Below are 14293 nucleotides of genomic sequence, written 5' to 3'. Positions count from 1 at the left end.
GAATGCATAACGATAAAGATCTCTCTACGTGGCAGACGTTTCGCCGACTGTGGCCAACCATTGCGCCTTTCAAATCGGGTCTGATCGTGGCGGGTGTTGCGTTAATCCTCAACGCGGCCAGCGATACCTTCATGTTATCGCTCCTCAAACCATTACTGGACGATGGTTTTGGTAAAACAGATCGCTCAGTGTTGCTGTGGATGCCGCTGGTGGTTATTGGGCTGATGATTTTACGTGGTATCACCAGCTATATCTCCAGCTATTGTATTTCCTGGGTATCAGGCAAAGTGGTGATGACTATGCGTCGTCGTCTGTTTGGCCATATGATGGGAATGCCGGTTTCCTTCTTTGACAAGCAGTCCACCGGGACTCTGCTTTCTCGTATCACTTACGATTCTGAGCAGGTTGCCTCTTCGTCTTCCGGCGCGCTGATTACTGTTGTGCGTGAAGGCGCATCAATTATCGGCCTGTTCATCATGATGTTCTATTACAGTTGGCAGCTGTCGATCATCCTGGTTGTGCTGGCACCGATTGTGTCGATTGCGATTCGCGTGGTCTCCAAACGTTTTCGTGCTATCAGTAAGAATATGCAGAATACGATGGGGCAGGTGACTACCAGCGCGGAGCAGATGCTGAAAGGCCACAAAGAGGTACTGATTTTTGGTGGTCAAGGGGTGGAAGCGAAGCGCTTTGACAAAGTCAGTAACAAGATGCGCTTGCAGGGGATGAAGATGGTTTCCGCCTCTTCTATTTCCGATCCTATCATCCAGTTGATTGCTTCGCTGGCACTGGCGTTTGTATTGTACGCAGCCAGCTTCCCAAGTGTCATGGACAGCCTGACAGCAGGGACGATCACCGTGGTCTTCTCCTCAATGATTGCCCTGATGCGTCCGCTGAAATCGCTGACCAACGTCAACGCCCAGTTCCAGCGCGGTATGGCCGCGTGTCAGACTTTATTTGCGATCCTGGATAGCGAGCAGGAAAAAGACGAAGGTAAACGCGTTATTGAACGTGCAACCGGCGATCTGGAATTTCGCAATGTGACCTTTACCTATCCGGGTCGCGAAGTACCAGCATTGCGTAATATCAACCTGAAAATCCCGGCAGGCAAAACGGTTGCGCTGGTGGGACGTTCAGGTTCCGGTAAATCAACTATTGCCAGTCTGATCACGCGTTTCTACGACATCAATGAAGGCGAAATCCTGATGGATGGTCACGATCTGCGAGAGTATACCCTGGCATCGTTGCGTAATCAGGTCGCGCTGGTTTCGCAAAACGTGCATCTTTTCAACGACACGGTGGCGAACAACATCGCCTACGCGCGTAATGAACAGTATAGCCGTGAGCAGATTGAAGAAGCGGCCCGCATGGCTTATGCCATGGACTTTATCAATAAAATGGATGACGGCCTTGATACGGTGATCGGCGAAAACGGCGTATTGCTGTCCGGCGGTCAACGTCAGCGTATTGCCATTGCGCGCGCGTTGCTGCGCGATAGCCCGATTTTGATCCTTGATGAAGCAACGTCAGCCCTGGACACCGAATCTGAGCGCGCCATACAAGCGGCGTTGGACGAACTGCAGAAAAACCGTACCTCGCTGGTTATTGCACACCGTCTCTCAACCATTGAACAGGCCGACGAAATTGTGGTCGTGGAAGATGGCCTGATTGTGGAACGCGGTACGCACAGTGAGCTGCTGGAACATCGCGGTGTCTATGCGCAACTGCACAAAATGCAATTTGGGCAATGATCGCGCGCATCTGGTCCGGTGAGTCGCCCTTGTGGCGACTGTTACTCCCTCTCTCCTGGCTGTACGGTCTGGTAAGTGGGGGGATTCGTTTGTGCTACACGCTCGGGATCAAGCGTGCCTGGCGCGCACCTGTGCCGGTGGTAGTGGTCGGTAACCTGACGGCGGGCGGCAACGGTAAAACGCCGGTGGTGATCTGGCTGGTGGAACAACTGCAGCAGCGCGGTCTTCGCGTTGGTGTGGTTTCCCGTGGTTACGGTGGTAAAGCAGCGTCATATCCTTTGCTGCTGAACGCCGAAACAACCACTGCTGAAGCGGGGGATGAACCGGTGCTGATTTATCAGCGCACTGGCGTGCCGGTTGCCGTGTCGCCCAACCGGGCTGATGCGGTGAAAGCGATTCTGGCGCATCACGATGTGCAGATCATCGTCACCGATGATGGCCTTCAGCACTACCGTCTGGCCCGCGATATCGAGATTGTGGTAGTTGATGGCGTCCGTCGCTTTGGCAACGGTTGGTGGCTACCGGCTGGTCCGATGCGTGAGCGGGCGGGTCGCCTGAAGACGGTGGATGCGGTTATCGTTAACGGTGGCATCCCACAGACGGGGGAGATCCCGATGCGTCTGACGGCAGGACTGGCCGTGAACCTGCGTACCGGTGAGCGCCGCGATGTCGCGCAACTGCAAAATGTCGTGGCGATGGCCGGTATTGGTCATCCGCCGCGCTTTTTTGCCACGTTAGAGGCATGCGGCGTACAGCCGCAGAAATGTGTTCCGCTGGCGGATCATCAGACGTTGACTTCACGTGATGTCAACGGCTTACTGAATACGTCACAAACGCTGGTCATGACGGAGAAGGACGCCGTTAAGTGCCGCGCCTTTGCAGAAGATAACTGGTGGTATCTCCCTGTCGATGCACATTTGTCGGGGACCGAACCTGAGACATTACTCGAAAAATTGATCTCGCTGGCACGTTAGCGCACGACCATGACGGCAGCGAACGAATGAGGGAATCATGAATGTCGTTGCCGTACCTCTCAATTACGGATGCCCGTAACCTTCATCTCGCTGCCCAGGGGCTGTTAAAGAAACCACGCCGTCGTGCGCTGGCGAGCGATATCCTGCCGACAATTACCCGTATGTCGCTGCTGCAAATTGATACCATCAATATTGTTGCCCGTAGCCCCTATCTTGTGCTTTTCAGCCGGCTGGGGGATTACGCAATACAGTGGCTGGATGACGCCTTGATGCAGGGCGAGTTGATGGAGTACTGGGCTCATGAGGCCTGCTTCCTGCCGCGCAGTGACTTCACATTGATACGCCACCGGATGCTGGCACCTGAAAAAATGGGCTGGAAGTACCAGGCGGCGTGGATGAAAGAACATGCGGGCGAAATTGAGCAACTGTTGCAGCATATCCAGCATAACGGGCCGGTACGTTCAGCAGACTTTGAGCATCAGCGTAAAGGCAACAGCGGCTGGTGGGACTGGAAGCCGCACAAGCTACATCTGGAAGGGCTATTTACGGCAGGAAAGGTGATGGTGATTGAACGGCGTAATTTCCAGCGCGTATACGATCTCACGCATCGCGTCATGCCGCACTGGGATGATGAACGCGATCTGCTCCCACGGGCGCAAGCGGAGTCTGTCATGCTGGACAACAGCGCGCGTAGCCTGGGTATTTTTCGCGAGCAGTGGCTGGCAGATTATTATCGTCTGAAACGTCCCGAATTACACAACTGGCGCGACGTGCGGGCTGAACAGCAGCAGATCATTCCGGTAGAGGTCGAAAGTCTCGGGCCGCTGTGGGTACATGCGGATCTGCTGCCTCTGCTTGAACAGGCACAGGCAGGAAAGCTGACAGCGACGCATAGCGCGGTGCTGTCGCCGTTTGATCCGGTGGTCTGGGATCGCAAACGCGCGGAGCAACTGTTTGATTTCAGCTATCGGCTGGAATGTTACACGCCGGCCCCGAAACGCCAGTACGGTTATTTTGTTCTGCCTTTACTCCACCGGGGGCAACTGGTGGGGCGGATGGACGCCAAAATGCACCGTAAAACCGGTGTGCTGGAAGTGATTTCTCTCTACCTGCAGGAGGGGGTCAGGAAAGGGGTGACGTTGCAAAACGGATTACAGCAAGCGATAACCGATTTTGCCCGTTGGCAGAATGCCGTTCGCGTGACGCTGGGCCACTGTCCGGAAGGGCTATTTGCACAATGTCGGCAGGGGTGGGAAATAGACGCAGTCGCATGAGCGAGTATGATAAGATTTCCCCATTCACTACCCGGTCCATCTGGAGGAACTATGGATCATCGTCTGCTTGAAATTGTTGCCTGCCCGGTCTGTAACGGAAAACTCTGGTACAACCAGGAAAAACAAGAACTGATCTGCAAACTGGATAACCTCGCTTTTCCACTGCGTGATGGCATTCCCGTGTTGTTGGAAACCGAGGCCCGTGTGTTAGCGGCTGATGAGCGTAAATCATGAGTTTTGTCGTCATTATTCCTGCCCGCTACGCCTCCACGCGTCTGCCGGGTAAGCCGTTGCAGGACATCAACGGTAAGCCGATGATTGTGCATGTGCTGGAGCGCGCCCGTGAATCTGGCGCTGAGCGCATTATCGTCGCGACCGATCATGATGACGTCGCGCGTGCCGTTGAAGCTGCGGGTGGGGAAGTGTGCATGACCCGCGTCGATCATCAGTCGGGGACAGAACGTCTGGCTGAGGTGGTCGAGAAGTGTGGCTTTAGCGATGACACTGTGATTGTCAACGTGCAGGGCGATGAACCGATGATCCCGGCGGTCATCATTCGCCAGGTGGCGGAAAACCTGGCGCAGCGTCAGGTTGGAATGGCCACACTCGCAGCACCGATTCACGGCGCAGAAGAGGCGTTCAATCCTAATGCGGTGAAGGTCGTACTGGATGCTGAAGGCTATGCGCTGTATTTCTCGCGGGCAACCATCCCCTGGGATCGCGACCGTTTTGCGAAAAGTCGCGAGACTGTTGGCGACACTTTCCTGCGCCACCTCGGCATTTACGGTTACCGTGCCGGATTTATCCGCCGTTATGTGAGCTGGCAGCCCAGTCCGCTGGAAAATATTGAGATGCTGGAGCAACTTCGCGTGCTGTGGTACGGCGAAAAAATCCACGTTGCGGTGGCAAAAGAGGTGCCTGGCACCGGCGTTGATACCGCAGAAGATCTCGAGCGCGTTCGCGCTGAAATGCGTTAATTCTCTTTACGACACTCCGCTCTTTAGTGAGAGGAGTGTCGTACCGTTACGATTTTCCACGTTTTTTCTTTTCAACAATTGATCTCATCCGGGTGACATCCGTCGGTGTGGCGCTCATTATAAAAGCAGTAGCTTTTATGAGGGCAATCTGAATGGAACAGCTGCGCGCCGAATTAAGTCATTTACTGGGCGAAAAACTGAGCCGCATTGAATGCGTGAATGAAAAAGTCGACACAGCACTGTGGGCGCTCTATGACAGTCAGGGCAACCCGATGCCGCTGATGGCTCAAAGTTTCACCACGCCGGGGGTTGCACAACAACTGGCCTGGAAAACCACCATGTTAGCGCGAAGTGGCACCGTGCGAATGCCGGTCATTTACGGGGTGATGACCCACGACGAGCATCCCGGTCCGGATGTCTTACTGCTGGAGCGTCTTCGCGGCGTCCCGGTTGAAGCGCCAGCCCGGACGCCGGAGCGCTGGGAACAGCTCAAAGATCAGATTGTCGAAGGATTACTGGCCTGGCATCGCCAGGACAGCCGGGGCTGCGTTGGCGCAGTGGATAATACACAGGAGAATATCTGGCCCTCCTGGTACCGCCAGCGTGTTGAGGTGCTCTGGAGCACGCTCAACCAGTTCAACAATACCGGGCTGACGATGCAGGATAAACGTATTCTGTTTCGTACTCGCGAATGTCTGCCGGCGCTGTTTGACGGATTTAACGACAACTGTGTGCTGGTGCATGGCAATTTCAGTCTGCGCAGCATGCTGAAAGACGCCCGAAGCGACCAGCTTCTGGCGATGGTGGGACCTGGTATCATGCTCTGGGCGCCACGGGAATACGAGCTGTTCCGGCTGGTGGATAATACGCTGGCGGAAGGGTTGCTCTGGCATTACCTGCAACGCGCGCCAGTCGCGGAATCGTTCATCTGGCGGCGTTGGTTATATGTGTTGTGGGATGAAGTCGCGCAACTGGTTAATACCGGGCGTTTCAACCGATCTCATTTTGATCTTGCCGCGAAATCACTCCTGCCCTGGCTCGCCTGACGCTCCTTTCAGCCACTGCCAGATTCTTCCCAGTGTCTCGTAGCTTGCCCGATCGCTGTGCATCAACCATACGGGAGAAGGGATCGCCCGTTCCCACGGATTCAATGGGGAGTCGATGGCAAGCTGATTTGCTGGCGCTGGAAGGGGGGTTAATCCGGCCTGCTGAAAGAAAATCATCGCTCGCGGTAAATGAGAGGCGGAAGTGACCAGCAGGAATGGCGCGTCGCCGATGGCCTGCTTCACCGCGGCGGCTTCTTCCTCGGTGTCCTTAGGCCTGTCCAGCACAATAATATCCTCTCCCGGCACGCCCAGTGATTGCGCCACCCGTGCGCCGACTTCCGCGGTACTCACTGGGTTAGTTCTGGCCTTCGCGCCGGTAAAAATCAATTTTGAACCCGGGTTGGCCCGCCACAGACGTATTCCCTCATTAAGACGCGGCAAACTGTTATTGATCAGATTAGAACTGGGGGCCCACTGCGGGTTCCAGGTATAACCGCCGCCCAGCACGACGATATATTTTACTTTCTGCGTATCCTGCCAGGTCGGGTAGCTATTTTCTATCGGCCGTAGCAGATGGTCAGCAACGGGTTGCAGACTGAGCAGGAACAGCGTCAGCCAACTGAGGCTGATAAAAACCTTACCGGTTTTCTGAAAACGGCTGAACCACAGCAGTACCACGCCGATACCCATCATCAGGAGCAGAAAAGGGAGAGGCAGCAGCATGCCGCCAATCACTTTCTTCAGTGTAAAAAGCATCCTTTTTGGTTCCTTTTTTGACCATATAGCAGAAGAATAATCGGGATATTACACCAGAGAGGTTCATTCTCCGCGCGGGTGTGACAAAATAGCGGTTTTATCAGAACACACCTAAGCCAGCCTGTGGAGAGTCCGATGCGGGATCGCAATTTTGATGACATTGCTGAGAAGTTTTCCCGTAATATTTACGGCACCACAAAAGGGCAGCTAAGACAGGCGATCTTGTGGCAGGATCTCGATCGTCTCCTCGCTGACTATGGCTCGCAGAAACTGCGGGTGCTGGACGCTGGCGGCGGTGAAGGACAGACGGCCATTAAAATGGCAGAACGCGGCCATCATGTGACGTTGTGCGATCTGTCCGGTGAGATGATCGCCCGTGCGCAACTGGCGGCAGAAGCTAAAGATGTGAGCCACAACATGCATTTTATACAATGCGCCGCTCAGGATGTTGCTTCGCATTTGGAAAGCCCCGTTGATCTGATATTGTTTCACGCTGTGCTGGAATGGGTTGCCGATCCCGTCAGCGTGTTAGAGACCCTTTGGTCCGTATTGCGTCCCGATGGCGTACTGTCGTTAATGTTCTACAATGCCAACGGTCTGTTGATGCATAACATGGTGGCGGGGAACTTTGACTACGTGCAGATAGGGATGCCAAAGCGTAAGAAGCGTACCCTTTCGCCAGACTACCCGCGTGAGCCGGGACAGGTTTACCAGTGGCTGGAACAGATTGGCTGGCAGATCACCGGGAAAACCGGGGTACGCGTGTTTCATGATTATCTGCGAGAGAAACATCAGCAGCGTGACTGTTATGAGATATTGCTTGAATTAGAAACGCGTTATTGTCGCCAGGAGCCGTATGTCAGCCTGGGGCGTTACATTCACGTCACCGCGCGTAAACCGCAGATGCAAGGATAACCTATGAGTGAATTTTCCCAGACAGTCCCCGAACTGGTTGCCTGGGCCAGAAAAAATGACTTCTCTATCTCGCTGCCGGTAGACCGACTCTCGTTCCTGCTGGCGGTGGCCACGCTAAACGGCGAGCGCCTGGACGGTGAGATGAGTGAAGGCGAACTGGTGGATGCGTTCCGCCATGTAAGTGATGCGTTTGAGCAAACCAGCGAAACCATTGGCGTGCGCGCGAACAATGCGATCAACGATATGGTGCGTCAACGTCTGCTGAACCGCTTTACCAGTGAGCAGGCAGAAGGGAACGCGATTTATCGCCTGACGCCGCTCGGCATTGGCATTACTGATTACTACATTCGCCAACGTGAATTTTCCACACTGCGTTTGTCGATGCAGCTATCGATCGTGGCAGGCGAGCTCAAGCGCGCGGCGGATGCTGCCGATGAGGGCGGTGATGAATTCCACTGGCACCGCAATGTCTATGCGCCGCTCAAGTATTCGGTGGCAGAGATCTTTGACAGTATCGATCTGACCCAGCGCATCATGGATGAACAGCAGCAGCAGGTGAAAGATGATATCGCGCAGCTGTTGAATAAAGACTGGCGTGCGGCGATATCGAGCTGTGAACTGTTACTCTCGGAAACGTCCGGTACCTTGCGCGAGTTGCAGGATACGCTGGAAGCGGCGGGCGATAAATTGCAGGCTAATCTGCTGCGTATTCAGGATGCGACGCTGGCTCACGACGATCTGCATTTTGTCGACAGGCTGGTGTTTGACCTGCAAAGCAAGCTGGATCGTATTATCAGTTGGGGCCAGCAGTCGATCGATCTGTGGATTGGCTATGACCGTCACGTTCATAAATTTATCCGTACCGCCATCGACATGGATAAAAACCGCGTCTTTGCTCAGCGCTTGCGCCAGTCGGTACAGACCTACTTTGACGAGCCGTGGGCGCTGACCTATGCCAACGCCGATCGTCTGCTTGACATGCGCGATGAAGAGATGGCGCTGCGTGATGAAGAGGTTACCGGGGAACTTCCGCCGGACTTAGAGTACGAAGAGTTTAATGAGATCCGCGAACAGCTGGCGGCGATTATCGAAGGCCAACTGGCTATCTATAAATCGAAAGAGACACCGCTGGATCTCGGCCTGGTAGTGCGCGAATATCTTGCGCAATACCCGCGCGCGCGTCATTTCGACGTTGCGCGTATTGTTATCGATCAGGCGGTACGTCTTGGCGTAGCGCAAGCAGACTTCACCGGACTGCCAGCCAAATGGCAGCCGATTAATGATTACGGAGCCAAGGTACAGGCGCATGTCATTGACAAATATTGAACAAGTGATGCCGGTTAAGCTGGCGCAGGCGTTGGCGAATCCGTTATTTCCGGCGCTGGATAGCGCATTACGTTCAGGCCGTCATATTGGTCTGGATGAACTGGATAATCATGCCTTTCTGATGGATTTTCAGGACTACCTGGAAGAGTTTTACAGCCGCTATAACGTGGAATTGATCCGCGCGCCGGAAGGATTCTTCTATCTGCGACCGCGTTCAACGACCATTATCCCGCGTTCCGTCTTGTCTGAACTGGACATGATGGTCGGTAAAATTCTTTGCTACCTCTATCTCAGCCCGGAGCGGCTGGCGAATGAAGGGATTTTCACACAGCAGGAGTTGTATGACGAGCTGCTGACGTTGGCTGATGAAGCCAAACTGTTGAAGCTGGTAAATAACCGTTCTACCGGCTCCGACGTCGATCGCCAGAAACTACAGGAAAAAATGCGCTCGTCGTTAAACCGCCTGCGCCGTTTAGGCATGGTGTGGTTTATGGGACACGACAGCAGCAAATTCCGTATCACGGAATCGGTGTTCCGCTTTGGCGCAGATGTGCGCAGTGGCGACGATCCGCGGGAAGCGCAGCGTCGCCTGATTCGCGATGGCGAAGCGATGCCGGTTGAAAACCACCTGCTGCTCAATGATGAGACCGAAGAGAATCAGCCGGACAGTGGAGAAGAAGAATAATGATTGAACGCGGTAAATTTCGCTCACTAACGCTGATTAACTGGAACGGTTTCTTTGCCCGCACCTTTGACCTGGATGAACTGGTTACCACGCTTTCCGGCGGTAACGGCGCGGGGAAATCCACCACCATGGCGGCGTTCGTCACGGCGTTGATCCCGGATTTAACCCTGCTGCACTTCCGTAACACCACCGAAGCTGGGGCGACCAGCGGCTCACGCGACAAAGGTCTGCACGGTAAGCTGAAAGCGGGTGTCTGTTATTCAATGCTGGACACGATCAACTCGCGCCACCAGCGCGTGGTGGTTGGTGTTCGTTTGCAGCAGGTTGCCGGACGTGACCGTAAAGTCGACATCAAACCGTTTGCCATTCAGGGACTGCCGATGTCGGTGCAGCCTACGCAACTGGTGACGGAAACGCTGAATGAACGTCAGGCGCGCGTCCTGCCGTTGACCGAGCTGAAAGAGAAGCTCGACGAAATGGAAGGCGTGCAGTTTAAGCAGTTCAACTCGATCACCGATTACCATTCGCTGATGTTCGATCTGGGCCTTATCGCCCGCCGTCTGCGCTCTGCCTCCGATCGTAGTAAATTCTATCGCCTGATTGAAGCGTCGCTGTACGGCGGGATTTCCAGTGCGATCACCCGTTCTCTGCGCGACTATCTGCTGCCAGAAAACAGCGGGGTGCGTAAAGCGTTCCAGGATATGGAAGCCGCGTTGCGGGAAAACCGTCTGACGCTGGAAGCCATTCGCGTCACCCAGTCCGATCGCGATCTGTTTAAACACCTGATCAGCGAAGCCACCAACTACGTGGCGGCGGACTATATGCGCCACGCTAATGAGCGCCGGATCCACCTCGATAAAGCGCTGGAATATCGTCGTGAACTGTACACCTCGCGCAAACAGTTGGCGGCGGAGCAGTACAAGCATGTCGACATGGCGCGTGAGTTGGGTGAGCACAACGGCGCGGAAGGCGATCTCGAAGCCGATTATCAGGCGGCGAGCGATCACCTGAACCTGGTGCAAACCGCCCTGCGTCAACAGGAAAAAATTGAACGTTATGAAGCGGATCTCGACGAGTTGCAGATCCGTCTCGAAGAACAAAACGAAGTGGTAGCGGAAGCGGCCGATCGCCAGGAAGAGAACGAAGCGCGTGCCGAGGCTGCTGAGCTGGAAGTGGATGAGCTGAAAAGCCAACTGGCGGATTACCAGCAGGCGCTGGACGTCCAGCAGACCCGCGCCATCCAGTACAATCAGGCGATCTCCGCGCTGGAACGCGCCAGAGCGGTGTGTCATTTGCCGGATCTGACGGCAGATAGCGCCGCCCAGTGGCTGGAGACCTTCCAGGCGAAAGAGCAGGAAGCGACCGAAAAAATGCTTTCGCTGGAGCAGAAAGTCAGCGTGTCGCAAACCGCGCACAGCCAGTTCGAGCAGGCGTATCAGTTAGTGGTAGCAATCAATGGCCCGCTGGCGCGAAATGAAGCCTGGGACGTGGCGCGCGAACTGTTACGTGAAGGCGTTGATCAGCGTCACCTGGCAGAACAGGTGCAGCCGCTGCGTATGCGACTGAGTGAACTGGAACAGCGTCTGCGCGAGCAACAGGAAGCCGAACGTCTGCTGGCGGAATTCTGTAAGCGTCAGGGCAAAAATTTCGATATTGATGAACTGGAAGCCCTGCATCAGGAGCTGGAGGCTCGTATCGCCTCGCTGTCTGACAACGTCTCCAGCGCTCACGAACAGCGCATGGCGCTGCGCCAGGAGCAGGAACAGCTACAGTCCCGCATTCAGCACTTAATGCAGCGTGCGCCTGTCTGGTTGGCGGCGCAGAACAGCCTGAGCCAGCTCAGCGAGCAGTGTGGCGAGGAGTTCACCTCCAGCCAGGAAGTGACCGAATATTTACAGCAATTGCTCGAGCGTGAACGTGAAGCGATTGTGGAACGCGACGAAGTTGGCGCGCGCAAGAATGCCGTCGATGAAGAGATTGAACGCTTAAGTCAGCCTGGTGGTTCGGAAGATCAACGCCTGAACGCGCTGGCGGAGCGCTTCGGCGGCGTGCTGCTGTCAGAAATTTATGACGATGTCAGCCTTGAAGATGCCCCGTACTTCTCCGCGCTGTATGGCCCATCACGCCATGCCATCGTGGTGCCGGATCTGTCGCTGATCTCCGAGCAACTGGAAGGCTTAACGGATTGTCCGGAAGATCTGTATCTGATTGAAGGGGATCCACAGTCGTTTGATGACAGCGTTTTCAGCGTAGACGAACTGGAAAAAGCCGTGGTGGTGAAGATCGCCGATCGCCAGTGGCGTTACTCGCGCTTCCCGTCCGTACCGCTGTTTGGCCGCGCGGCGCGGGAAAACCGCATCGAAACGCTGCATGCCGAGCGTGAAGGGTTGTCCGAACGTTTTGCAACGCTCTCCTTTGACGTACAGAAAACACAGCGTCTGCATCAGGCGTTCAGCCGTTTCATTGGCAGTCATCTTTCGGTGGCGTTTGAATCCGATCCGGAAGCCGAAATTCGCCAGCTCAACAGCCGTCGCGTTGAACTGGAACGAGCGCTGACCGCCCACGAGAGTGACAACCAACAGCAGCGTCTGCAGTACGAGCAGGCCAAAGAGGGCGTTGCCGCTCTGAACCGCCTGTTGCCGCGCCTCAATCTGCTGGCTGACGATAGTCTGGCGGATCGCGTGGACGAGATCCGTGAACGTCTGGATGAAGCGCAGGAAGCCGCGCGCTTTGTGCAGCAGCACGGCAATCAACTGGCGAAACTGGAACCGGTGGTTTCGGTGTTACAGAGCGATCCGGAACAGTTTGAACAGCTAAAAGAAGATTACGCGTATTCCCAGCAGATGCAGCGCGATGCGCGTCAGCAGGCGTTTGCGCTGACTGAAGTGGTTCAGCGTCGTGCGCACTTCGGCTATTCCGACTCAGCGGAAATGCTCAGCGGTAACAGCGATCTGAATGAAAAACTGCGTGAGCGACTGGAACATGCCGAAGCCGAACGTACCCGCGCCCGTGAAGCCCTGCGTGGCCATGCGGCGCAGCTGAGTCAGTACAATCAGGTTCTGGCCTCGCTGAAAAGCTCCTACGATACCAAGAAAGAGCTGCTCAACGATCTGCAGCGTGAATTGCAGGATATCGGCGTTCGCGCTGACAGTGGGGCGGAAGAGCGCGCGCGCATTCGTCGCGATGAACTGCACTCGCAGCTCAGCAATAACCGCGCGCGGCGTAACCAGCTCGAAAAAGCGCTCACCTTCTGTGAAGCGGAGATGGATAACCTGACCCGCAAACTGCGCAAACTGGAACGCGATTACCACGAAATGCGTGAGCAGGTCGTGACCGCGAAAGCCGGCTGGTGCGCAGTAATGCGGCTGGTGAAAGACAGCGGCGTCGAACGCCGCCTGCACCGCCGTGAGCTGGCCTATCTCTCGGGTGATGAACTGCGTTCCATGTCGGATAAAGCGCTGGGTGCGCTGCGTCTGGCGGTCGCTGATAACGAACACCTGCGTGATGTTCTGCGCTTGTCGGAGGATCCGAAGCGTCCGGAACGTAAGATCCAGTTCTTTGTCGCAGTGTATCAGCACCTGCGTGAGCGTATCCGTCAGGATATCATTCGTACCGATGATCCAGTGGAAGCCATCGAACAGATGGAAATTGAGCTGGGTCGTCTGACCGAAGAGCTGACCTCCCGCGAACAGAAACTGGCGATCAGCTCACGCAGCGTGGCGAACATTATTCGCAAGACTATCCAGCGTGAACAGAATCGTATCCGCCAGCTCAACCAGGGGCTGCAAAGCGTGTCGTTCGGCCAGGTTCACAGTGTGCGTCTGAACGTGAATGTGCGTGAAACCCATGCCACGCTGCTGGAAGTATTGTCTGAACAGCATGAGCAGCATCAGGATCTGTTCAACAGTAATCGACTGACCTTCTCGGAAGCACTGGCGAAGCTCTATCAGCGCCTGAATCCGCAGATCGACATGGGGCAGCGTACGCCGCAGACCATTGGTGAGGAGTTGCTGGACTACCGTAACTATCTCGAAATGGAAGTGGAAGTAAACCGTGGTTCCGACGGCTGGCTGCGTGCGGAGTCCGGTGCGCTGTCGACCGGTGAAGCGATCGGGACCGGGATGTCGATCCTGGTGATGGTGGTGCAGAGCTGGGAAGATGAGGCGCGTCGTCTGCGCGGGAAAGATATTTCCCCATGCCGTCTGCTGTTCCTCGATGAAGCAGCCCGTCTGGATGCGCGCTCCATCGCAACGCTGTTCGAACTGTGCGAGCGTTTGCAAATGCAGTTGATCATCGCGGCTCCGGAAAACATCAGTCCGGAGAAGGGCACCACCTATAAGCTGGTCCGTAAAGTCTTCCAGAATACGGAACACGTCCATGTGGTCGGGCTACGCGGGTTTGCGCCGCAGTTACCTGATCCTCTCCCCGGCGAGGCTGATGCCCCGTCAGAAGCCAGCTAAAACCCCAAAGACGGCTGAAAAGCCGTCTTTATCATTTCTTAATCCGCGGATTTCAGGTGCATTTTCTTTAAACTTCTTTACATTAGGTTAGGCAATCACATAACAGCCTTTCTATAATGAAGGAAAGCT

At 55.2% G+C, this 14293-nt stretch carries 11 protein-coding genes; 10 read left to right on the top strand and 1 reads right to left on the bottom strand.

The window, feature by feature from the left end:
- Positions 1 to 2: 2 nt before the first annotated feature.
- The 6 genes from msbA to I6L53_RS13970 all read left to right on the top strand — a co-directional run bounded on the left by msbA (position 3) and on the right by I6L53_RS13970 (position 6022).
- Positions 3 to 1751 (top strand): lipid A ABC transporter ATP-binding protein/permease MsbA, encoded by a 1749-nt coding sequence (gene msbA / locus I6L53_RS13995; RefSeq protein ID WP_217124949.1) that lies wholly within the window; start codon positions 3 to 5, stop codon positions 1749 to 1751.
- Positions 1748 to 2725: a tetraacyldisaccharide 4'-kinase gene (gene lpxK / locus I6L53_RS13990; protein ID WP_042320199.1), complete on the top strand. Its 978-nt coding sequence runs from the start codon at positions 1748 to 1750 to the stop codon at positions 2723 to 2725. The genes msbA and lpxK overlap by 4 nt, the downstream gene beginning before the upstream one ends.
- Before the next feature lie 41 nt (positions 2726 to 2766).
- Positions 2767 to 3999 (top strand): winged helix-turn-helix domain-containing protein, encoded by a 1233-nt coding sequence (locus I6L53_RS13985; protein WP_042320197.1) that lies wholly within the window; start codon positions 2767 to 2769, stop codon positions 3997 to 3999.
- A 51-nt stretch (positions 4000 to 4050) separates the two neighbouring features.
- A complete protein-coding gene (gene ycaR / locus I6L53_RS13980) occupies positions 4051 to 4233 on the top strand; it encodes a protein YcaR (RefSeq protein ID WP_042320194.1) in 183 nt (60 codons plus the stop codon).
- Positions 4230 to 4976: a 3-deoxy-manno-octulosonate cytidylyltransferase gene (gene kdsB / locus I6L53_RS13975; RefSeq protein WP_042320192.1), complete on the top strand. Its 747-nt coding sequence runs from the start codon at positions 4230 to 4232 to the stop codon at positions 4974 to 4976. The genes ycaR and kdsB overlap by 4 nt, the downstream gene beginning before the upstream one ends.
- 152 nt (positions 4977 to 5128) lie before the next feature.
- Positions 5129 to 6022 (top strand): YcbJ family phosphotransferase, encoded by an 894-nt coding sequence (locus I6L53_RS13970; RefSeq protein ID WP_042320190.1) that lies wholly within the window; start codon positions 5129 to 5131, stop codon positions 6020 to 6022.
- Here the strand turns inward: I6L53_RS13970 and elyC are convergent.
- Positions 5999 to 6778, bottom strand: a complete 780-nt coding sequence (elyC, locus tag I6L53_RS13965; RefSeq protein ID WP_042320189.1) for an envelope biogenesis factor ElyC — start codon at positions 6776 to 6778, stop codon at positions 5999 to 6001. The two genes, I6L53_RS13970 and elyC, sit on opposite strands and share 24 nt — an antisense overlap.
- A gap of 135 nt (positions 6779 to 6913) precedes the next feature.
- Between elyC and cmoM the strand changes: the two genes are divergently transcribed.
- The 4 genes from cmoM to mukB are packed head-to-tail and all read left to right on the top strand — an operon-like array spanning position 6914 to position 14164.
- Positions 6914 to 7693, top strand: a complete 780-nt coding sequence (gene cmoM, locus I6L53_RS13960; RefSeq protein WP_042320186.1) for a tRNA uridine 5-oxyacetic acid(34) methyltransferase CmoM — start codon at positions 6914 to 6916, stop codon at positions 7691 to 7693.
- Positions 7694 to 7696: 3 nt separating this feature from the next.
- Positions 7697 to 9019: a chromosome partition protein MukF gene (mukF, locus tag I6L53_RS13955; protein WP_042320184.1), complete on the top strand. Its 1323-nt coding sequence runs from the start codon at positions 7697 to 7699 to the stop codon at positions 9017 to 9019.
- Complete coding sequence (gene mukE, locus I6L53_RS13950) at positions 9000 to 9704, top strand: chromosome partition protein MukE (RefSeq protein ID WP_042320183.1); 705 nt, start codon at positions 9000 to 9002, stop codon at positions 9702 to 9704. Before mukF ends, mukE begins: the two co-directional genes overlap by 20 nt.
- Positions 9704 to 14164 (top strand): chromosome partition protein MukB, encoded by a 4461-nt coding sequence (gene mukB / locus I6L53_RS13945; RefSeq protein WP_042320180.1) that lies wholly within the window; start codon positions 9704 to 9706, stop codon positions 14162 to 14164. The genes mukE and mukB overlap by 1 nt, the downstream gene beginning before the upstream one ends.
- The last annotated feature ends 129 nt before the right edge of the window (positions 14165 to 14293 follow it).

Origin of the sequence: Citrobacter farmeri, assembly GCF_019048065.1 — a bacterium.
Lineage (GTDB): Bacteria > Pseudomonadota > Gammaproteobacteria > Enterobacterales > Enterobacteriaceae > Citrobacter_A > Citrobacter_A farmeri.
This window is presented reverse-complemented; position numbering and strand designations above follow the sequence as displayed.